Source organism: Amycolatopsis pretoriensis, from assembly GCF_900107925.1.
GTDB lineage: Bacteria > Actinomycetota > Actinomycetes > Mycobacteriales > Pseudonocardiaceae > Amycolatopsis > Amycolatopsis pretoriensis.
This window is the reverse complement of record NZ_FNUJ01000005.1, coordinates 436,349-455,294: the sequence shown is the minus strand read 5'-3', so window position 1 is coordinate 455,294 and position 18,946 is coordinate 436,349. Positions and strand designations below refer to the sequence as shown.

Sequence of the window (18,946 nt, the reverse complement as noted above, 5' to 3'; positions counted from 1 at the left end):
CCGTGCCGTTCTTCGAGAACCTGAATGGCATGGGGACGGAACAGGGGAAGCGCACGAGACCGTGGCGGCTGGTGGCGCTGGGCGCGATCGGCTGGGGGCTGTTCACGGCGGTCGTGCTGCACATCATCAGCTCGCGGAACCCGGTGTACGACACGCTGTCGAGCTACACCGTGACCGACCGCGGCGACGGCATGCTCGCCGCGAGCGTGTTGTCGCTGGCCATCGGCTCGCTGGCGGTGCTCGGCGCGCTGCACGCGGCGGGGGTGCCGATGTCGCGCACGACCCGGCTGCTGCTCGCGCTGTGGTCGCTCGGATTGGCCGCGGCCGCGGTGTTCCCGGCGAGCTACCCCGAGGCGCCCGACCCGGTGAGCGGCGAAATCCACCTCTACGCGTGCCTGGTCGCGTTCCTCAGCCTGCCCGGCGCCGCGATCTCGCTGCTGGAATCGTTGCGGGGCCGCCCCGAACGCGCCGCCGTCGTGACGGCGATCCGGTTGAGCGCGGTCGCGTTCGGGCTGTTCGCGATCAGCTTCGTGTTCGTGCGGCTGAGCGAGGCCGGGGTCGAGCCGTTCCGGGAGATCTCGGACGCGTTCCCGATCGGCGTCACGCAGCGGCTGCTCCTGCTCGCCGACGTCGTCCTGCTGCTCACCCTGCTCCGGGTCGCGACCCGGCTCGAGTCAGCCTTCGACGGCCGCCGCGAATTCGGGGGCGTAGCCGTACAGGCCGGGCATCCCGCCGGTGTGCAGGAACACCACGTGGTCGTCCGGGGCGAAGTGGCCGGCCCATTCGACCAGCGCGGCGGCCACCTTGCCGGTGTACACGGGATCGAGCACGACGCCCTCGGTGCGGCCGAAAAGCCGTAGCGCGTCCCAGACCGCGTCGGTCGGGATGCCGTAGCCGGGGCCGAGCGTCGAGTCGCCGAGCTTCGCGTGCGTGAGCGGCGGCGGTTCGACGCCGAGCAGCTTGGCCGCGCCCGCGACGAGGTCGTGCAGGTTCTCGGTGGCTTCGTCGAGCGGGTGGCTGACGCAGGCGATGCCGACGCCGAGGTGCCCGAGGAGCCCGGCGGCCAGGGTCACCCCGGCCGCGGTGCCGCCGCTGGCGTGCGGGACGACGAGGTGGGCGCGCTCGATGCCGCGTTCTTCGAGCTGCTTCGCGAGTTCGAGCGTCGCCCGGACGTACCCGAGCGCGCCGAGGTCGTTGGAGCCGCCGACCGGGACGGTGAAGACCTTCCGGCCCTCCTTCCGCGCCTCGGCGACGAGCCGGTCGTACGTGCGGCCGGTTTCGTCGCCGTCCGCGCAGACGTGGACGGTCGCGCCGAAGAGCTTGTCGAGCGGGATGTTGCCGCCGCGTTCGTAGGCGTCGCCGTCGCGCGGGACCTTCGCGGTGAGGACGAGTTCGCAGCGCAGGCCGAGCTTCGCGCACGCGGCGGCGGTCTGGCGGCCGTGGTTGGTCTGGAGCGCGCCGAACGTGATCACGGTGTCGGCGCCGGCCGCCTTGGCCGCGCCGAGGTGGTATTCGAGCTTGCGGAGCTTGTTGCCGCCGGCGCCGAGCGGGTGGACGTCGTCGCGCTTGAGCCAGAGGTTCCGCAGGCCGAGCGCTTCGCCGAGCCGGGGTGCCTCGTGCAGCGGGGTCGGCCAGCCGCCCAGGTCGACACGGGGGATCGCGGCGAGGGCGGCGTCGGGGAAGCCGGCGAAGTCGAACGTCATGAGCCCCAGTCTGCCGCAAGGGTGGCCGAAAACCGCCGGTATCCGGTAACGTTCGTTCGAACGAACGAGAGCCCTCGGGAGGTGCCCATGACCGCCACGAGCCTGGACTTCACCGGTCTCGCCGCGCAGGCCGCGCAGCTCGCCGCCGGCGAAGTCACCTCGGCCGAGCTGACCGCCACGGCTTTGGGGCGCGCCCACGCGAGCCAGCCCACGCTCAACGCGTTCAAGCACCTGCGTGACGACGCGGCGCTCGCCGAAGCGGCCGAAGCGGATGAGCGGCTCCGGGCCGGCGACCGGAAACCGCTGCTCGGCGTGCCCGTCGCGATCAAGGACGACGTCGACCTCACCGGCCTGCCCACGTCGTTCGGCTGCGCCGGGGAGTTCCCGTGCGCGACCACCGACGCGCCCGCTGTCGCGCTGCTGCGCGCGGCCGGCGCGATCATCATCGGCAAGACGAACACCCCCGAGCTGGGCCAGTGGCCGTTCACCGAGGGCCCGGCCTTCGGCGTGACGCGCAACCCGTGGCACCCCGGCCACACCCCCGGGGGTTCTTCGGGCGGGAGCGCGGCCGCGGTGGCGTCGGGGGCCATCGCGGCCGCGCTCGGGTCCGACGGCGCCGGCTCGGTGCGCATCCCGGCCGCGTGGACCGGGCTCGTCGGCATCAAGACCCAGCGCGGCCGGATCCCGACCGAAAGCGAGCTGTTCCACGGCCTGACCGTGCTCGGCCCGCTCGCCCGGACCGTCGGGGACGCCGCGCTGCTGCTGGACGTCGTCGCGGACACCGGGAGCACGTTCCGCACCGGCGCCGCGCGCGAACCGGGCCGGCTGCGGATCGGGCTGTCGACGCGGATTCCCTTCACCGCCACCAAAACCCGGCTCGACCCGGTCGTCGAAGCTTCCGTGCGCCGGCTCGCCGAGTCGCTCGCCGGGCTGGGCCACGAGATCGTCGAGGTCGAACCGGACTACGGGCTGATCGGCCTGACGTTCCTGCCGCGCTCGCTCACCGGCGTCCGCGACTGGACGTTGCGGGTGCCCGACCGCACCGGGCTCGACAAGCGCACGCGCAGCAACGCCGGCCACGGCCGCCTGCTGGCCGGGCCGGCGCTGCGGCTGGCCCGCGCGCTGGAGCCGGGACTGCACCGGCGGATCGGCTCGGTGTTCGGCCGCGTCGACGTCCTGCTGACCCCGACGACCGCGACCCCGCCGCCGCCGATCGGCACGTTCGACGGGCTGTCCGGCTGGGAGACCGACCAGGCCATGATCGCCGCGTGCCCGTACGCTTGGCCGTGGAACGTGCTGGGCTGGCCGGGGGTCAACGTCCCGGCCGGGCTCACGGCCGACGGGCTCCCGCTCGGGGCCCAGCTGCTCGGCTCGTCGCACGCCGAGGAGCGGCTGGTTTCGCTCGCCGCGCAACTGGAAGAGGTCGAACGGTGGCCGGAGCGGCATCCCGAGACAAGCTGGTAAGCACCCGGGACGCCATCCTGCGCGGCGCGCTGACCGTCGTCGGCGAGCACGGTGTCGGCGGGCTGACCAACCGCCGGATCGTCGCCGCGGCCGGCGTTTCGCTCGGCACGTTGACCTACCACTTCCCCAGCCAGACGGCGTTGCTGCGCGAGGCGATGCTGCTGTTCGTCGAGGAGGAGACGGCGAAGCTCGGCGCGATCGTCGACGGCTACCGCTGCGAGGGGCTGAGCGTCGAGCAGGCGGCGTCGGTGGTCGAGCACGTGATCGCGCAGCTGCCGTTCGGCGCCGACGAGCTCGGCGCGCACGAGCTGTACTTGCAGTCCGCGCGGGATCCCGAGCTGCACGAAGCTTCTTCGCGGTGCTTCGCGGCGTACGACGAGCTGGCCGTGACGATCCTGGCCGCGTTGGGAGTCCCGGAGCCGCGGCGGCTGGCCGGGCCGGTGGTCGCGCTGATCGCGGGGCTGCAGCTGCGGCGCCTGGCGACGGGCGAGACGGACACTCCGGTGGCCGAGCCGTTGATGATGCTGCTGCGCGGGGCTTGATGGCCCGGCCGATCGTCCGCGGCACGGCGGCGTGGAAGTACTTCGGCGACTTCCGCGACGGGCTGCTGGCGGGCCAGGTGCTGGTGCTGCAGGTGGCGCACCCGGTCGTCGCGGCGGGGGTGCGCGATCATTCGGACTACACGTCCGACCCGTGGACGCGGTTGATGCGGACGGGGGCGTCGCTGTCGATCTACGTCTACGGCGGTGCTTCGGGCGCGCGTTTCGAAGCGGCCCGGTTGCGTGCTTTGCACCGGTCGTTCACCGGTGTCGCGTCGGGCCGCCGTTACAGCGCCTTGGATCCGTTGGCGTATGCATGGGTGCACGCAACTCTTGTGAAGGTTCCGGTTGACGCGCAACGGTTTTTCGGGCGTCAACTGTCCTCTTCGGAGCTTGAAGAGTACTACGCGCAGATGTGCGACGTCGGGCGGATGCTCGGGGTGCGGGAGCGGGATCTGCCGCCGGACTGGGCGGCTTTCGAGCGGTACTACGACTCGATGGTGGCCGGGTTTTCGATGAATCCGGCGATCGAGCAGCTCTTCGAGACGATCCGGACGGTGCCGAAGCCGGTGCGTTGGCTGCCGGACTCGTGGTGGCGGTGGCACGGCCGGATCCAGCTGTTCCTGCTCCGGGCCACGCTGCCACCGGAGTTCCGCGAACGCCTCGGTCTACTGTGGACTTCCCGGGACGAGCGGCGGTTCAGGCGGTTCGCTTCTGCCGTGCGGCTTGTCGCCACACCGATCCCGGCGGGGCTGCGGACCGCGCACATGCGGTGGATCGGGAAGCTCAACGTGTGGTTGCGCGCGCACCCGAAGGTGTACGAGCGGTTGATCGGCGGCCAGGGCCCCGGCTCGGCGTCACCCCGCGCCTGAAGGCCGATCGCGGGTGCGGGCCCGCGGGGGCGCCCCCCGGTTCCAGCGTATCGGCCGCCTACGACGGAAACCCGGGGCGCAGAGCCTGCTAGGCCGGGTTTTCCACATCTCGCTTTGCCTGTGGACCGGTGCGCGCGTAGTGAGCTCGGGCCTTCGCCCGGTTCCCGCAGCGGGACATCGAGCACCACTGCCGGTTGCGCCTCGGGGACGCGTCGCAGAAGCGGATTCCGCAGTCGTCCGCCGCGCAGACCCGGACCTCCGCGTCGCTCGTCGCCAAGTCGATCGCGTCCGCCGCCAGTGCCGCGAACGCCGTCGCCACCGGGTCCTTCGGGGCCGGGACCTCGCGGCGGAGCCGGCCGGCCACCAGCACCAGCCTCGGCGGCGGTGCCGGGGCCGAGGCCGCCGCGTTGTTCACCAGCTCGATGTCCATCTTGTCCGGCTCCTCGGGCGGCAGCAGCACCCGGTCGATCGCCTCCCGCAGCGCCTTTGCCGCCAGCACGTTCCCGGCCGTCACCGGCACCGGTCCCGTCGTGAACCCCGCCAGCGAGAGCCATTCCGCCAGCGCGTCCGGTCCCGTCAGCATTTCCACCCCGGCCGCGTACCGCGCGCGCAGCGTGTTGACCAGGTCGAGACACGGCCGTCCGCCGTCGAATGCCCACTCCATGCCTTCATTCTAACCGTTGCCGACAGTTAGAAGGACAGCTACCCTCTAACCCTATGAACCGGTTAGAAAGCGTCAACGGACTCCGGATGCATTACCTGCGAGCCGGCGAGGGCCCGCCGCTGTTCCTCCTCCACGGCTGGCCGCAGACCTCGCACTGCTGGCACAAGGTCCTCGCACCACTGGCCGAGACGCACACCGTCATCGCCCCCGACCTGCGTGGCTACGGCCGCACCGACAAGCCGAAGACCGGCTACGACAAGCGCACGATGGCCGCCGACGTCGCCGCGCTGGCCGAGCGCCTCGGCTTCGAGCGAGTCGCCGTCGTCGGGCACGACCGCGGCGGCCGCGTCGCCCACCGCTGGGCCCTGGACCGCCCCGACCAGGTCGACCGCGTCGCCGTCCTGGACATCGCCCCGACCCGCGCGATGTGGCAACGCCTCGACACCGGCATCGCCAAGGCCTACTGGCACTGGCTCTTCCACCTCCAGCCCGACCTGCCGGAACTGCTCGCCGGCCAGAACATCGCCGCCTACCTCGGCTACTTCTTCGAACGCTGGACCTACCAGCGCCACGCGCTCGACGCCGACGCGCAAGCCGAGTACGTCCGCGCGTTCTCCCAGCCCGGCGCCCTGCGGGCCGGCTTCGACGACTACCGCGCCTCCTTCCCGGACGACGCCGAACTCGACGACGCCGACTTCGAAGCCGGGAAGCGCGTCACCCAGCCACTTCTCGCGCTCTGGGGCGCGAACGGCCTGCTCGGCACCCTGCCGACGCTCGAGATCTGGCGCGAATACGCGAACGACGTCACCGGCGAAGCCCTCGCCGAATGCGGACACTTCCTGCCCGAAGAACAGCCGGAAGAAGTGGTTTCTCACCTGCGGAAATTCCTCGGCCCCTGAGACTCCCGGGGGCTCCGGTCCCCCGCGCTGGGGACCGGAATTCCCTCGCCGCCGTGACGCCCGCCACCCGCGGCCGTCGCTAGGTTCGGACCCACGATGGGGACCAAACCGAAATTCGCGTTGCTGATGCTGCTGGCCGTGCTGGGGATCGCGGCCGGCGGCGGGACCGCGCACGCCGACGGCGCACCGGCCGGCACCGACGTCCAGGTCGCGCAGACGCTCGGCGCGCGCGAACTGACCGTGATCATCCGCCGGGTCGACGTCACGCCGTCGCCGCTGCGGGTCGACGTCGTGACGCACCGGGGTTCGCCGCCCGGCACGCTGCACCTGACCGTCGCGGCCGACGGCGTGCCGAGCGCCCGCACCGACGTCACACTCGGCGCCGAACCCGGGGTGTACGCGGGAAATCTCCAAGTCGACAAGCCAGGACCGTGGGAACTGTCGCTGAGCGACGGCACCGGCCCGGCCGCGACGATTCCGTTCATCGTCCCCGCGCGGGTCGTCCCGCCGTGGGAGAAGGCGACGTACGGCGGGTTCGTCGCCGCGGGTGCGTTCCTGCTGCTCGCGTTGGTCGTCGGCGTCAAGGCGAGGCGGACGGCGTTCGCGCTGGTCCCGGCGGGGGGTGCGGTCGCCGCGATCGCCGTCGCGGTCACCGGCGCGCTGCTGTCGGCGAGCACTCCCCCGCCGCCCGCGCCCGGCAGCCAGCTCGACCCGACCTACGACAACGTCACCGACCCGTACGCCAACACGCAGTTGTCCACAGTGGACTACTCGCGTCCACCGGTGAACCTCGCGGCACACGCGGAACCCGGCGGGCTCGAGCTGAACCTCACCGACGGCGCCACCGGCCGCCCGGTGGACGACCTGCTGATCCACGACAACGCGCTGGTGCACCTCGTCCTGGTCTCGCCGTCGGGGCGGATGAGCCATCTGCACCCGGTGCGCGTCGGCCCCGGCGACTACCGCGTCCGCGTCACCGATCCGGAAACCGGCACGTACGCGGTCGCCGCCGAACTGGTCCGGCGTGGCGGCGGGGTCCAGCTCGTCCGGTCCACTGTGGACTTGACCGGCACCGGCGCCCCCGCGCCCGAACCACCCGGCGCCGGGCCGCGGACCGTCGACGGCACCTCGGTCGACCTCACCGTCACCCCCGGGACGCCGACCACCATCACGGCGCACTTCAAGACCCAGGACCTCCAGCCGTGGCTGGGCATGCTCGGGCACCTCATCATCGCCGGGCCGATCACCGGCCCCGTCGGGGAAAGCGCCGCGAAGGCACCGACGTGGGCGCACGTCCACGCGATGATCCCGCCGGTCGCGGGCCAGCTCGACCGCCCGGACGAGACGGTCGCCGCGTACGGCCCGGACGTCAGCTTCACCTACACCTTCGCCGCGCCCGGCCGGTACCGGATCTGGCTGCAGGCCGAACGCGGCTACCGCGTGCTCACCATCCCCGCCGTGGTGGACGTCCCGACGACAGGAGCCGGCCGATGAAACGCCCGACGTTGCTGATCGCCGTGGTCGCGCTGGTCGTCGTGGCCGGCGCCACCTGGTTGCTCTGGCCGAGCGGCGGCGCGAAAGCCTCGACGCAGCAGGCGGTTTCGGGGCCGTACACCGTGCAGTTCTCCGCCGGCGAGCCGCGCATCGGCGGCAACACGTTCGGCGTGGCCGTCACCGGGCCCGCGCCCGAGGCCGTCACGGTCGCGCCGGTCATGGCGCAGATGGGGCACGCGTTCCCGGCGGTACCGGCCGCCCCGGACGGGCCCGGCCACTTCCGCGCCACCGGCGTCGGGCTGCCGATGTCCGGGCAGTGGGAGATCACGGTGTCGCTGCGCGGTCCCGGCGGCCCCGCCCAAGTCGTTTTTCCGTTGCTCGTCAAGTAGAAAGGTTCGGGGGAATGGATCTCACCGCATCCGGCGTGCGCACCACGCCGGTGGCGAAACAGGCGCGAACGGGGTTGCTGCCGGCGAACGTCGTGCTCGGCGGTTCGCTGTTGTCACTGGTCGGGCTGACCTGGGACATCCAGTGGCACAGCGACGTCGGGCCGGACACGTTCTTCACGCTGCCGCACCTGTTCCTGTACGCGGGCAGCGCGGTCGTCGGCCTGGCGAGCCTCGCCGTCGTGCTGCTGACGACGGCGGCGCGGCGCGCGGGCCGGCCGGTCGACCCGCGGGTCGGCGGGCGCGTGGTCAACGTCTTCGGCAAGACGTTCGCGGCGCCGCTGGGTTACCTGGTCTCGGGCGTCGGCGCGGCCACGTTCCTGCTGTACGGCCTGTGGGACCAGTGGTGGCACGGGCTCTACGGCTTCGACGCGGTCATCGACTCGCCGCCGCACATCGGGCTGCTGCTGGCGATCACGGTGTCGCTGATCGGCACGACCGCGGTGTTCGCCGCGGCGCGCGAGCACCGCTGGGGCCGGATCGGGACGCTGGCGTCGTTGACCGTGCTGCTCACGTTCGGGCCGGTGCTCGCGCTCGGGCTGCAGCAGGTGCCGGACGACTACGCCGACGCCGTCTCGATCGGCTGCTCGATGATGGCGGTCCTGCTGGTCGCGGTCGGCGCGGGTTTCCTGCGGCGGCCCGGGGGCGCGGCCGGCACCGCGGCGCTCGTCCTGGCCGTGCAGGGGATCTTCTGGTGGTTCTCGCCGTGGGCGGCGAAGGCGTACGCGGATCTGGTCGACCTGCCGCTGCGGGACGCGATTTCCGGCGTGCCGGAGATGCCGTCGCTGACGCCGCTGGCGCTGCTGCCGGTGGCGGCGCTGATGGAGCTCGGGTACCTGGCCGGCCGGCGCCGGGGGTGGCGCGCGGGCCGCGTTTCCGTGCTGGTCGGCGGGATCGCCGGGCTGCTGATCGGGCTGAGCCTGCCGGTCCAGCGCACCCTGCTCTACACCGGCGCGCACCTGCCGCCGGTCTGGTACCTGACGACGACGGCCGTGATCAGCGGCCTGTTCGGGCTGCTCGGCGGGTTCGCCGGGTGGCGGTTCGGCGGGATGCTGTGCCTGCTGGCGCCCGCGGAGAAGGGGGAAACCGCTGATGCGTAAGACACTTCTGGCCTTGGCGGCCGTCGCCGGGCTCCTGTTCGCGACCGCGGCGCCGGCGAACGCCTACGAGCCGGTCAACATCGTGCACACCGAGCACGTGCAGGCCGGGCCGTACGGGCTGACGGTCGGGTTCAGCACCTGGCCGCTGAAGGCCATGCAGTCGCTGGACTTCACGTTCATCCCCGACGGCGGGATCGAGGACAAGTCCGGCACGCTCACGATGATCAACCCCGAAGGCGGGCAGAACCGGAAGCAGCCGCTGGTCCGGCACCCGCGCAAGCGGGACGCCTGGGGCCTGGACGTCCGGTCGATGCCGCGGCCGGGTGAATGGACGTTCCGCTTTGCCGTCAACGGCCCGGCGGGGTCCGGCACCGGTGAGCTGCGTTCGCTGCCGGTGCTCGAACAGCCGGGGCCGCCGATGGGCCTGAGCTGGGCGATCAGCACGTTGCCGTTGATCGGGCTCGTGGTGCTGGTCGTGGTGGCCTGGCGCCGGACCCGAAGCCGGCTGCGCGGCGGCGAGCTTCCGGCAATCGGGTGAGATAACCCTCACATTCGGCACTCAGGCGTATCCGCGCCGTCGCGAAGGCCTCCTTCACCGTGAGAGCGGGAAGGGGGCCTTCGCGATTTCAGTGCACGGGCGGGTGATCATGATCACCCGCACAGGGGAGGACTCAGGCGGGCAGGTCGAACTGCCCGGCCTTCACGGCGACCAGGAACGCTTCCCATTCGGCGGTGTCGAAGACGAAGACGGGACTGGTGGCGAGCTTGGTGTCGCGGACGCCGATCAGGCCCTCGCGGCCGAGGTTGACCTCGACGCAGCTGCCGCCGTTGGGCTCGCTGGCGAAGGACTTTTCCCAGGTCGCCTCTTCGAACAGGGACACGGCCGTGTTCGGATCGTAATCCGCGAACGACGGATAATCCGCCATGGGTCGTACCTCCGAGGATCGATGGGGGGCGCGGCCGCGACCTGGTCGAACGTAACCCGCGTCCGGCTACTCAGTGTCTCAATGGAGTACGCCGCACGGCCAAGCGGGTGATCAACTAGGTCCGGCCTCGACATGAAGATTATTCCAGGAGTAGGATTAATCGCATCGGCCGGGGCGCTGGCGTCGGTGAATGACTGCCTGCATGCGGCGGGCGGTCCCCGAACGCAGGCCACTGGCTGACGACCGACAAACCACCACCGCAGGACCTCATGGGGGAGGATCAGCGTGATCGTCGAGGACAGCGCGCCACCCAGCGCGGGCCACGCCCGCCGGCCGGGCGCCGACCGCGGCACGAACGAGCTGGTCCGAAGCCGATGCCGGGAAGCGCCTTCCCCGGCACTGCCACCGCGACGAAAGCTGGGGGTGTAACCGATGGCCGTCCGAATGAACTCGCTGTTCCGCCGCGAAGAAGAGCACCGTGGCCGCCGGGGAATCGGGAACGAGCTGCGGAACCGCTTTGGTTTCAGCCTGATCCAGGCACCACTGCGCAAGACGACGACCTGGGCGACGGACCAGGACCTCCCGCTGCAGCGCTACTCGGACGGGGTCCGGACCACGCGCCCGCTGGAGACCGCGATCGACCTGACCCCGCTGCTGCGCGGGCGGATCGGGTCGCGGGCTTGAGAGCCTGAACTGCCGCACCACCACAGAAGAGCCCCGGTTCCCTGATGGGACCGGGGCTCTTGCCATTGCGGGACTACGGTTTCCGCAGGAACAACCGTCCCTGACGCAACGGCCGCTCCCCTTCGACGTGCTCGCGGTACATTCGCCCCACCTCGACCAGCCCCGCCTCGGCGGCCATCGAGACCAGCGATTCCAGCGGCCACACGTAAGCCGTCGTCACCTTGTGGTCGAACTCCGCCACCGGGCCGTCGCCGGCTTCGAAGCACCCCAACAGAACGTGACCGCCGGGCGCCAACGTCCGGGTGAATTCGGCGAAATACCTTGGCAGCTCCGAAGGCGGCGTGTGGATCACCGAGTACCACGACAGGATCCCCGCGAGCGACGCGTCGGGCACGTCCAGGGCCGCCATCGACCCGACTTCGAACCGCAGCTCCGGAAAGGCCGCGCGCGCCAGCGAAATCATCGAAGATGACACGTCGACTCCGAACGCGTCGACCCCCAGGGACTGCAAGTGCGCCGTCAGGTGGCCCGGCCCGCAGCCGAGATCGGCGACCGGCCCGTGGCCGCGCACGTAGTCGGCGAACGCCGTCCACGCCGCGCGGTCCAGGGGGTCGCCGTCCCAGAGGTCGCGGACGAACTCGGCGTACTGGACCGCGACCTCGTCGTAGGCCGCCGTCACGGTTTGCGGCCGAGGCCGCAGATGTGGCCGACGAACGCCGGGTCGTTCGCGAGCTTCTTCGTCGCCCGGGACTCCATCTCCTCCGGGTGCCACTCCGGCAGGTACACGATGCCCGGCTCGACGAGCTCCAGGCCCTCGAAGAACGTCGTGAACTCCGCGCGGCTGCGCAGGTGCAGCGGCGTGCTCGACTTGTTGTACTGCGCCATGATCGACTCGCGGCTCTCGGAGTCGGCCATGTTCTCGAGGCCGTCGCTCGTGAGGTGCGAGGACAGGAAGTACGAGCCGGACGGCAGCAGCGACAGGTACTTCTGAATGGTCTGGGCCACCGGCTCGTCCTCGCCGAGGAAGTACAGGACGCCGACGATGATCAGGCCGATCGGGCGGTTCGGGTCGAGGACGCCGGTGTCGAGCGCGCGCTTCCAGATGTCGGCCGGGTCGCGCAGGTCGCCCTGCAGCACCGCGTGCCGGTCCGCGACGCCTTCCTTCTCCAGCAGGATCTGCGAGTGGGCCACCGCGACCGGCTCGTTGTCGACGTACACGCACCGCGCGTTCGGGTTGACCGACGCCGCGACCTCGTGGACGTTGCCGACCGTCGGCACGCCCGAGCCGAGGTCGAGGAACTGGTCGATGCCGTTGCGGGCCAGGTACCGGACGCCGCGGCCGAGGAAGTCGCGGCCGACCCGGGCCACGGTCTTGATCATCGGGAACGTCTTGACCGCCTGCTCGCCGAACTGCCGGTCGATGGCCCAGTTGGCGTCGCCGCCGAGGAACCAGTCGTAGATGCGGGCCGCGTTCGGCCGCTCGAGGTCGACGCCTTCGGGGGCCTCGGGATCCTGTGTGGTCATGTCCATCCTCCAGGCTTGCGGCCGACACCGCCGACCACGCTCGCGAGGGGGACCGTGGCGGCGCCGGGCTCGGGACGCCACTCTCCCACAGGCACGATTCCCGGCTCGACCACCTCGAAGTTACCGAAGAACGCGGCGATCTCGTCGAGCGTCCGGGACACCGCGGGCGAGCTCGACCGCTCGGACAGCTTCACCAGCCGGCGGATCTGCTCCAGCTCATCACCGGAGACGCCGGACTCGGTCGCGTGCGAAAGGACGTACGCCGACCCGGGCGCCAGCAGCGTCCGGTAGTCGCGGATGGCTTCGCGGACGCCGGTGACGTCCGGCAGGAAGTGCAGCACGGCCACGCTGAGCAGGCAGATCGGCTGCTCCGGGTCGAGGACGCCGGTGGCCAGCGCGGCTTCCCAGACCTCGTCGGCGTCGCGCAGGTCGGCGTGCAGGACGGCGTGGCGCTCGGGGTCGCCCTCCTCGTCGAGCAGGATCCGGCCGTGCGCGACGGCCACCGGCTCGTGGTCGACGTAGACGCAGCGGCTGTCGTCGGCGTACTCGTCGGCCACCTCGTGGACGTTGCCGGCGGTCGGGATGCCGGAGCCGAGGTCGAGGAACTGCGTGATGCCTTCGGCCAGGCAGTAGCGCACGGCCCGGCCGAGGAAGTCGCGGTTGCCGCGGGCCAGGGTCTTCGCCAGCGGAAACGCTTTCACGGCCAGCTCGCCGTACTGGCGGTCGATGGCCCAGTTCGCGGTGCCGCCGAGCGCCCAGTCGTAGATCCTCGCCACGTTCGGCCGGTCGAGGTCGACGGCGTCGGGGAGGAAGTCGGGGTCCACGATGTCCACTTCCGGTGGATTCCAGCGCAACAGACCGACTCTACCGAAAGTTGTTCACCGCTCGGGATACCTCAGGCGGCCGTTCGCCCTATTGGAGCTGCTGCATCTGCGCGCGGTAACCCTCCGCGAGCTCCTTGAGGAACTGCCGGGTCTCCTGCCGCTCCAGCGCCGCTCCCCGCAGCCGGTCCCACGAGTCGACGAAGATGTTGAAGTCCTTGACGTCGTCGAGGTACAGGCCGCCGGCGGAGTGCTCGATGTAGACGAAGTCCCGGGTGCGGTCCGGGAAGCGCATGATCGTGAAGTCGTTGGGCACCGCGGCCAGCCGCGCCCCGAAGGGCAGCACGTGGACGTATACCCGCGGGTGGCGTTCGAGCGAGAGCAGGTGCTCGACCTGGTCGAGCATCACCGCGGGCGCGTACCCGCCGGGGGCCCGGCGCAGCGCGCCCTCGCTGATGATGAACCGGTAGTAGGGCGGCTGCTGCTGCTCGAACACGGCCTTGCGGTCGAGCCGGTTGCGCACCAGGGACGTCACGTCGGTGGCGCCGAACTCGGTGAACTGCTTGAGCATGTAGTGCTCGGACTGCAGCGGGCCCGGGATGCGCTCGCCGTGCCAGGTGAGGATCTCCGCGGCGGCGGGTTCGAGGTCGGTGAAGGTGCGGAACCAGTGCGGCACCACCGAGCGGTAGCCGGACCAGTGGCCGCGCTGCCCGGCCGCGGCGCGCGCCAGGTTCATCAGCGTGTCGGCTTCTTCGCCGTTGATCCCGAACGCGTTCAGCATGGATCGCACATCCCCGAGTTTGACCCCGACGGCACCGGACTCGATCTTGTTGACCTTGCCCTGGGTGCAGCCGAGGACCTCGGCGACCTGCTGCTGTGTCATCCGCGCCGCGGTGCGGGCATGCCGGAGCTCGTTCCCGAGCTGCTTCCGGCGCGAGGTGACGGTGCTGGCCATCGCCCTGCTCTCCCGGACCACTACCAAGCGACGGCGGCCTCCCGGTCGCCGTCGCGCGCGAACTATCGAACCCACCCAGGTTAGTGCTTCACCTTGCGGATCTCGATGATGACATCGCGCAGCGTTCCAGGAAACGGCGCGGAACGCCAGTCACCTGCGCTATCACTCGCCTGGACCAGCGAAATTCCTAATTATTCGGCCAACCGGCGGAGCCCGCCCTGCGGCATAGTGGGCGCCGTGACCGATCGCTCGCCCTCCGCCGCCGCCGTCACCCGGCTGGCCGACCAGGTCCACGGCTACGTCCAGCCGGACGGCTCCTGGTACATCAACAACTGCGGCGTCGTCGACGCCGGCGACCACACCGTCCTCATCGACACCTGCTCGACCGAGCGCCGCACGCGCACGCTGCTCGAAGCGGTCGAAGCCGCCACCGGCAGCCCGGTGACGACGCTGGTGAACACCCACCACCACGGCGACCACACCAACGGCAACTACCTGGTCGAGGGCGCGACGGTGATCGGCCACCGCAAGACGCGGGAGCTGATGGTCGCCGAGGGCATCCAGACGTTCGAGGGGATCTTCGTCGGCAGCGACTGGGGCGAACTGCGGTCGCGGCCGCCGGAGGTCGTGTTCGACGACCGGCTGACCGTGCACGCCGGCGACGTCACCCTCGAGCTGATCCACCCCGGCCACGCGGCCCACACGACCAACGACGTGCTGGTCTGGCTGCCGGAGCAGCGCGTGCTCTACGCCGGTGACCTGGTGTTCAACGGCGGGAGCCCGTTCGCGCTGATGGGTTCGGTGGCCGGCTGGCGCAAGGGCCTCGACGTCATCCGCGAACTCCAGCCGGACGTGATCTTGCCTGGTCACGGCGGCCCGTGCGGACTGGACGTCGTGGACAAAGTGGACGAATACCTCGGGTTCGTCCAGCGGACGGCCGAGCGCGGGAAGGCCGCCGGGCTGTCGCCGCTGGAGGTGGCGAAGGAGACGGACCTCGGCGAGTTCGCGACGCTCTCCGAGCAGGAGCGGCTGCCGGGGAACCTGCACCGGGCGTACGCCGAGCTGGACGGCGCCGAGTGGGGCGCCGACATCGACCTGGTCGCGGCGATCACCGACATGCTCGCCTACAACAAGGGCCCGATCCGCTGCTTCTCCTGAACTAGGTGAGCTGCTCCTCCGTGCCCTCCCTTGAGGCGTCGATCGGACTAGGGTCTGAATCGAGAGAGTCTTCGAGAGGATGCGGATGAGCAAGAAGGCGAGCATCGGGGTCACCGGCCTGGCGGTCATGGGCCGCAACCTGGCCCGCAACCTGGCCCGGCACGGGCACACGGTGGCCCTGCACAACCGGTCCGAGGAGCGAACCCGCGCGCTGGTGGAGCAGTTCGGCGACGAGGGCGACTTCATCCCGGCGTACTCCGCGCAGGCGTTCGTCGACGCGCTGGAGCGGCCCCGGCAGGTCGTGATCATGGTCAAGGCGGGCGGCCCGACCGACGCCGTCATCGAGGAGTTCGCGCCGCTGCTCGAAGAGGGCGACGTCATCATCGACGCCGGCAACGCGCACTTCGCCGACACGCGCCGCCGCGAGAAGGCGCTGCGCGAGCGCGGGCTGCACTTCGTCGGCAGCGGCGTCTCCGGCGGCGAGGAGGGCGCGCTGCACGGGCCGAGCATCATGCCCGGCGGCTCGAAGGAGTCGTACGAGTCGCTCGGCCCGCTGTTCGAGGACATCTCGGCGAAGGTCGACGGCGAGCCGTGCTGCACGCACATCGGCGCGGACGGCGCCGGCCACTTCGTCAAGATGGTGCACAACGGCATCGAGTACGCCGACATGCAGCTGATCGCGGAGTCGTTCGACCTGCTGCGGCACGCGGGCGGCTACTCCCCCGCCGAGATCGCCGACGTGTTCCGCACGTGGAACACCGGGCGGCTCGACTCGTACCTGATCGAGATCACCGCCGAGGTGCTCGCGCACGTCGACAGTGCGTCGGGCAAGCCGTTCGTGGACATCGTCGAGGACGCCGCCGAGCAGAAGGGCACCGGCCGCTGGACCGTGCAGATCGGTCTCGACCTGGGCGTCCCGATCTCGGGCATCGCGGAGGCCGTCTTCGCGCGTTCGCTGTCCGGCTCGAAGCCGCTGCGCGCCGCCGCCCGCGGGCTCGGTGGCCCGTCGGCGTCGCCGCTGACCGGTGCTTCGTTGGAACGCTTCGCCGACGACGTCGAGCAGGCGCTGTACGCGTCGAAGGTCGTCGCGTACGCGCAGGGCTTCAACCAGATCCAGGCCGGCGCGACGGAGTACGGCTGGGACATCGACCTGGGCAAGGTCGCCTCGATCTGGCGCGGCGGCTGCATCATCCGCGCGAAGTTCCTCAACGACATCACCTCGGCCTACGCCGACGAGCCGGAGCTGCCGACGCTGCTGACCTCGGGCGGCTTCCGCAAGGCCGTGGAGGACGCGCAGGACTCGTGGCGTTCGGTGATCTCGACGGCCGTCCAGCTGGGCATCCCGACGCCGGGCTTCTCGACGGCGCTGGCGTACTACGACGGTCTCCGCGCCGACCGCCTCCCGGCGGCTTTGGTGCAGGGCCAACGCGACTTCTTCGGTGCCCACACCTACCGCCGGGTGGACCGCGACGGGTCGTTCCACACGGCCTGGGCCGCCGACGGCCGCCCGGAGTCCGACGCCTGATGAAGTCCGTGAATGGCACATTGAGGGACACTTGGTCCCTCAATGTGCCATTCACGGCGTTTGGCCGGTCGCGATCGGGAAAACCCCCTGGTCCATCCCGATCAGAGCAGCGTCACCAGCACCACCGCGAGGAGCGCGGCAATCAGGAGGGGTCTCACTGCCCCCGGGCGGCGAGGATCTCCGCCAGCACCTCCACGATCTTCGCCTCGGCCTTGTCCTTCTTGACGCCGAGGCCGTCGAGCACCTCGAAGCCGGTGCCCTCACGCTGTTCCAGCAGCGCCAGCAGCATGTGCTCGGTGCCGATGTAGTTGTGCCCGAGCCGCAGCCCTTCGCGCATGGTGAGCTCGAGGGTCTTCTTGGCGGCAGCGGAGAACGGCACCACGTTCGGCACCGGGTCGACCGGCTCGGGCAGCCGCGCTTCGGCGGCTTCGCGGACGGCGTCGAGCTGCACGCCCTGGGCCAGGATCGCCCCGGCCGCCAGCGCGGCGGGCTCGGTCAGCAGGCCCAGCACGATGTGCACGGTGTCGATCTCCGGGCTGGCGTGGTCGACGGCGGCCTTCTGGGCCTCGACGACGACGTGCCGCGCGCGGTCGGTGTAGCGGCCGTAGACACGTTCGATGGCGCCGCTCGGGTCGCCGCCCGGGTCGACCTTCGGCACGAACCGCTTCTGGGCCGCCTGTTTCGTGACGCCCATGCTGGCGCCGATCTCCGTCCAGGACGCCCCGGACCGCCGGGCCTGGTCGACGAAGTGGCCGATGAGGTGGTCGGCGACCTCACCGAGGTGCTGGCCGACGTAGACGGCGTCGGTGAGCTGGGCGAGGGCGTCGTGGTCGTTGTTGCTCTTGATGGCGCTGATGAGGTCGTCGAGCTTGATGTTGGTCGGCAAGGTCATGCGTCAACTGTAGGTTGACGCGGACTCATCGTCAACCGCGAGTTGACGCCACCTTCAGATGCTCCTTGAGGTTGAACTCGCTCGCTTCGAGGTCCGCGTACGCGGGCTTCGGCTCGGCGGCGAACAGGCGGCGGGCCGCGATGTGGTCCGCGGGTTTGTTCACCGACTCCACCGCGATCAGGACGTCGTCGCGGAAGGACAGCACCGAGAACTTGCCCGCGGCCCGGTCGCCGGCGACGACCGTCTTGTCGGCGCCGGACAGGAGGCCGGCGATCTGCAGCTTCGCGCCCGCCTGGTCGGTCCAGAACCACGGCAGGCTCGCGTACGGCTCGGGTGTGCCGGTGATCGCCGCGGCCACGCACCGGGCCTGGTCGACGGCGTTCTGCACGGACTCCAGCCGGGTCGCCGCGCCCGCCTGCACGCACGGGAAGCTGGCGCAGTCGCCGATCGCGAAGATTCGCTCGTCGGCCGTCCGCAGGTGGGCGTCGACGACGACGCCGTTGTCCACGGGAAGGCCGGCTTCGGCGGCGAGCGTCGTCTCCGGCACGACGCCGACGGCGACCACGACCAGGTCGGCGGGCAGCCGGGTGCCGTCGGACAGTTCGACCTCACGTACGCGCGAGTCGCCGTGCAGCGCCGAGACGCCCTGGCCCAGCAGGACCGTGTGCCCGGCTTCGCGGTGCAGATCGGCGAAGCAGGCCGAGATCTCCGGCGTCGCGACGCGGTTGAGCAGCCGGTCCTGGGCCTCGACGATCGTCACCGGGCGGCCGGCGTGCGAGGCGAACTCCAGCCCGATGAACCCGCCGCCGACCACGACGACGTGCTCGGCGTCGGACAGGGACGCGCGCAGGCGATCGGCGTCGTCGCGCGTGCGCAGCGTCAGCACGCCCGGCAGGTCCGCGCCGGGCACGGGCAGCGTCCGGTTGCGCGAGCCGGTGGCGAGGACGAGGTGGTCGTAGGCCAGTTCGGTGCCGTCTTCGAGGCGGACCCGCGACGCGGGCCGGTCGATCGCCGCGACCCGGCCGGCGACCAGCTCGATGTCCTTCTCCGCGAAGAAGTCCTCGCCGCGCAGGTGCAATTGCTCGATCCCGGCGGTCCCGGCCAGGTAGGCCTTGGACAGCGGCGGCCGCTGGTACGGCACGCCCGGCTCGTCCCCGATCAGCACGACCCGGCCGGCGAAACCGCGGTCCCGCAGCGACGCGACGGCCTGGAACCCGCTCTGACCCGATCCGACGACGAGGACCGTGTTCTCTGCACCCATGCCCGCCATCCGATCACAA

The 18,946-nt window shown here is 71.1% G+C and carries 20 protein-coding genes and 1 pseudogene; 12 read left to right on the top strand and 9 right to left on the bottom strand.

The window, feature by feature from the left end:
- Nucleotides 1-29: 29 nt before the first annotated feature.
- A pseudogene (locus BLV96_RS23940) lies at nucleotides 30-593 on the top strand (DUF998 domain-containing protein); the annotation flags it as partial.
- Between the two features lie 81 nt (nucleotides 594-674).
- On the opposite strand, the gene BLV96_RS23935 reads toward BLV96_RS23940, so the two are convergent.
- Nucleotides 675-1,703 carry a D-cysteine desulfhydrase family protein gene (locus tag BLV96_RS23935; RefSeq protein ID WP_086675672.1) on the bottom strand — a complete coding sequence of 343 codons (1,029 nt, stop codon included), beginning with the start codon at nucleotides 1,701-1,703 and terminating at the stop codon, nucleotides 675-677.
- Between the two features lie 87 nt (nucleotides 1,704-1,790).
- Here BLV96_RS23935 and BLV96_RS23930 point away from each other — a divergent pair, with 87 nt between their 5' ends.
- From BLV96_RS23930 to BLV96_RS23920, 3 genes are read left to right on the top strand one after another with little or no spacing between them, the layout of a single operon-like run.
- Nucleotides 1,791-3,167, top strand: a complete 1,377-nt coding sequence (locus tag BLV96_RS23930) for an amidase (RefSeq protein ID WP_086675671.1) — start codon at nucleotides 1,791-1,793, stop codon at nucleotides 3,165-3,167.
- Nucleotides 3,134-3,709, top strand: coding sequence for a TetR/AcrR family transcriptional regulator (locus BLV96_RS23925; protein ID WP_086675670.1), 576 nt, complete (start codon nucleotides 3,134-3,136; stop codon nucleotides 3,707-3,709). Before BLV96_RS23930 ends, BLV96_RS23925 begins: the two co-directional genes overlap by 34 nt.
- Nucleotides 3,709-4,578, top strand: a complete 870-nt coding sequence (locus BLV96_RS23920; RefSeq protein WP_086675669.1) for an oxygenase MpaB family protein — start codon at nucleotides 3,709-3,711, stop codon at nucleotides 4,576-4,578. Before BLV96_RS23925 ends, BLV96_RS23920 begins: the two co-directional genes overlap by 1 nt.
- Before the next feature lie 88 nt (nucleotides 4,579-4,666).
- Here BLV96_RS23920 and BLV96_RS23915 read toward each other — a convergent pair whose 3' ends face one another.
- Nucleotides 4,667-5,242: a CGNR zinc finger domain-containing protein gene (locus BLV96_RS23915; RefSeq protein WP_086675668.1), complete on the bottom strand. Its 576-nt coding sequence runs from the start codon at nucleotides 5,240-5,242 to the stop codon at nucleotides 4,667-4,669.
- Between the two features lie 53 nt (nucleotides 5,243-5,295).
- Here BLV96_RS23915 and BLV96_RS23910 point away from each other — a divergent pair, with 53 nt between their 5' ends.
- The 5 genes from BLV96_RS23910 (at nucleotide 5,296) to BLV96_RS23890 (ending at nucleotide 9,719) form a co-directional block, all read left to right on the top strand.
- Nucleotides 5,296-6,141 (top strand): alpha/beta fold hydrolase, encoded by an 846-nt coding sequence (locus BLV96_RS23910; RefSeq protein ID WP_086675667.1) that lies wholly within the window; start codon nucleotides 5,296-5,298, stop codon nucleotides 6,139-6,141.
- Between the two features lie 96 nt (nucleotides 6,142-6,237).
- Nucleotides 6,238-7,635, top strand: coding sequence for a hypothetical protein (locus BLV96_RS23905; RefSeq protein ID WP_208608306.1), 1,398 nt, complete (start codon nucleotides 6,238-6,240; stop codon nucleotides 7,633-7,635).
- Nucleotides 7,632-8,024, top strand: coding sequence for a FixH family protein (locus tag BLV96_RS23900; RefSeq protein ID WP_086675666.1), 393 nt, complete (start codon nucleotides 7,632-7,634; stop codon nucleotides 8,022-8,024). The genes BLV96_RS23905 and BLV96_RS23900 overlap by 4 nt, the downstream gene beginning before the upstream one ends.
- A 14-nt stretch (nucleotides 8,025-8,038) precedes the next feature.
- Nucleotides 8,039-9,181 carry a hypothetical protein gene (locus BLV96_RS23895; RefSeq protein WP_086675665.1) on the top strand — a complete coding sequence of 381 codons (1,143 nt, stop codon included), beginning with the start codon at nucleotides 8,039-8,041 and terminating at the stop codon, nucleotides 9,179-9,181.
- Nucleotides 9,174-9,719, top strand: coding sequence for a hypothetical protein (locus BLV96_RS23890; RefSeq protein WP_086675664.1), 546 nt, complete (start codon nucleotides 9,174-9,176; stop codon nucleotides 9,717-9,719). Before BLV96_RS23895 ends, BLV96_RS23890 begins: the two co-directional genes overlap by 8 nt.
- A gap of 133 nt (nucleotides 9,720-9,852) precedes the next feature.
- Here BLV96_RS23890 and BLV96_RS23885 read toward each other — a convergent pair whose 3' ends face one another.
- Nucleotides 9,853-10,107, bottom strand: a complete 255-nt coding sequence (locus BLV96_RS23885) for a DUF397 domain-containing protein (protein ID WP_086675663.1) — start codon at nucleotides 10,105-10,107, stop codon at nucleotides 9,853-9,855.
- A gap of 432 nt (nucleotides 10,108-10,539) precedes the next feature.
- Here BLV96_RS23885 and BLV96_RS23880 point away from each other — a divergent pair, with 432 nt between their 5' ends.
- Nucleotides 10,540-10,791 carry a hypothetical protein gene (locus tag BLV96_RS23880; protein ID WP_086675662.1) on the top strand — a complete coding sequence of 84 codons (252 nt, stop codon included), beginning with the start codon at nucleotides 10,540-10,542 and terminating at the stop codon, nucleotides 10,789-10,791.
- Between the two features lie 73 nt (nucleotides 10,792-10,864).
- Here the strand turns inward: BLV96_RS23880 and BLV96_RS23875 are convergent, their stop codons facing one another.
- The 4 genes from BLV96_RS23875 to BLV96_RS23860 form a co-directional block, all read right to left on the bottom strand.
- Entirely contained in the window at nucleotides 10,865-11,470 is a 606-nt protein-coding gene (locus BLV96_RS23875; protein WP_086675661.1) for a class I SAM-dependent methyltransferase, read from the bottom strand.
- Entirely contained in the window at nucleotides 11,467-12,315 is an 849-nt protein-coding gene (locus tag BLV96_RS23870; RefSeq protein WP_086675660.1) for an SAM-dependent methyltransferase, read from the bottom strand. Before BLV96_RS23870 ends, BLV96_RS23875 begins: the two co-directional genes overlap by 4 nt.
- Complete coding sequence (locus BLV96_RS23865; protein WP_086675713.1) at nucleotides 12,312-13,139, bottom strand: SAM-dependent methyltransferase; 828 nt, start codon at nucleotides 13,137-13,139, stop codon at nucleotides 12,312-12,314. Before BLV96_RS23865 ends, BLV96_RS23870 begins: the two co-directional genes overlap by 4 nt.
- Before the next feature lie 88 nt (nucleotides 13,140-13,227).
- The gene (locus BLV96_RS23860) at nucleotides 13,228-14,091 is read right to left on the bottom strand and encodes a helix-turn-helix domain-containing protein (protein WP_086675659.1); all 864 of its coding nucleotides are present in this window, start codon (nucleotides 14,089-14,091) and stop codon (nucleotides 13,228-13,230) included.
- Between the two features lie 237 nt (nucleotides 14,092-14,328).
- Here BLV96_RS23860 and BLV96_RS23855 point away from each other — a divergent pair, with 237 nt between their 5' ends.
- Together BLV96_RS23855 and gndA are read left to right on the top strand one after the other, a co-directional pair.
- Complete coding sequence (locus BLV96_RS23855; protein WP_086675712.1) at nucleotides 14,329-15,249, top strand: MBL fold metallo-hydrolase; 921 nt, start codon at nucleotides 14,329-14,331, stop codon at nucleotides 15,247-15,249.
- Nucleotides 15,250-15,334: 85 nt separating this feature from the next.
- Entirely contained in the window at nucleotides 15,335-16,774 is a 1,440-nt protein-coding gene (gndA, locus tag BLV96_RS23850) for an NADP-dependent phosphogluconate dehydrogenase (RefSeq protein ID WP_086675658.1), read from the top strand.
- Between the two features lie 154 nt (nucleotides 16,775-16,928).
- On the opposite strand, the gene BLV96_RS23845 is transcribed toward gndA, so the two are convergent.
- Nucleotides 16,929-17,666: a Clp protease N-terminal domain-containing protein gene (locus BLV96_RS23845; RefSeq protein WP_086675657.1), complete on the bottom strand. Its 738-nt coding sequence runs from the start codon at nucleotides 17,664-17,666 to the stop codon at nucleotides 16,929-16,931.
- A 31-nt stretch (nucleotides 17,667-17,697) separates the two neighbouring features.
- Nucleotides 17,698-18,927 (bottom strand): NAD(P)/FAD-dependent oxidoreductase, encoded by a 1,230-nt coding sequence (locus tag BLV96_RS23840; RefSeq protein ID WP_086675656.1) that lies wholly within the window; start codon nucleotides 18,925-18,927, stop codon nucleotides 17,698-17,700.
- Between the last annotated feature and the right edge of the window lie 19 nt (nucleotides 18,928-18,946).

What these genes read in the sequence shown, in the direction of transcription:
- BLV96_RS23885 (WP_086675663.1), bottom strand. Translation starts at nt 10,107, where the DNA reads ATGGCGGATTATCCGTCGTTCGCGGATTACGATCCGAACACGGCCGTG.
- BLV96_RS23915 (WP_086675668.1), bottom strand. Translation starts at nt 5,242, where the DNA reads ATGGAGTGGGCATTCGACGGCGGACGGCCGTGTCTCGACCTGGTCAAC.
- BLV96_RS23895 (WP_086675665.1), top strand. Translation starts at nt 8,039, where the DNA reads ATGGATCTCACCGCATCCGGCGTGCGCACCACGCCGGTGGCGAAACAG.
- BLV96_RS23920 (WP_086675669.1), top strand. Translation starts at nt 3,709, where the DNA reads ATGGCCCGGCCGATCGTCCGCGGCACGGCGGCGTGGAAGTACTTCGGC.
- BLV96_RS23900 (WP_086675666.1), top strand. Translation starts at nt 7,632, where the DNA reads ATGAAACGCCCGACGTTGCTGATCGCCGTGGTCGCGCTGGTCGTCGTG.
- BLV96_RS23870 (WP_086675660.1), bottom strand. Translation starts at nt 12,315, where the DNA reads ATGACCACACAGGATCCCGAGGCCCCCGAAGGCGTCGACCTCGAGCGG.
- BLV96_RS23890 (WP_086675664.1), top strand. Translation starts at nt 9,174, where the DNA reads ATGCGTAAGACACTTCTGGCCTTGGCGGCCGTCGCCGGGCTCCTGTTC.
- gndA (WP_086675658.1), top strand. Translation starts at nt 15,335, where the DNA reads ATGAGCAAGAAGGCGAGCATCGGGGTCACCGGCCTGGCGGTCATGGGC.
- BLV96_RS23930 (WP_086675671.1), top strand. Translation starts at nt 1,791, where the DNA reads ATGACCGCCACGAGCCTGGACTTCACCGGTCTCGCCGCGCAGGCCGCG.
- BLV96_RS23840 (WP_086675656.1), bottom strand. Translation starts at nt 18,927, where the DNA reads ATGGGTGCAGAGAACACGGTCCTCGTCGTCGGATCGGGTCAGAGCGGG.
- BLV96_RS23905 (WP_208608306.1), top strand. Translation starts at nt 6,238, where the DNA reads ATGGGGACCAAACCGAAATTCGCGTTGCTGATGCTGCTGGCCGTGCTG.
- BLV96_RS23935 (WP_086675672.1), bottom strand. Translation starts at nt 1,703, where the DNA reads ATGACGTTCGACTTCGCCGGCTTCCCCGACGCCGCCCTCGCCGCGATC.
- BLV96_RS23860 (WP_086675659.1), bottom strand. Translation starts at nt 14,091, where the DNA reads ATGGCCAGCACCGTCACCTCGCGCCGGAAGCAGCTCGGGAACGAGCTC.
- BLV96_RS23910 (WP_086675667.1), top strand. Translation starts at nt 5,296, where the DNA reads ATGAACCGGTTAGAAAGCGTCAACGGACTCCGGATGCATTACCTGCGA.
- BLV96_RS23880 (WP_086675662.1), top strand. Translation starts at nt 10,540, where the DNA reads ATGGCCGTCCGAATGAACTCGCTGTTCCGCCGCGAAGAAGAGCACCGT.
- BLV96_RS23845 (WP_086675657.1), bottom strand. Translation starts at nt 17,666, where the DNA reads ATGACCTTGCCGACCAACATCAAGCTCGACGACCTCATCAGCGCCATC.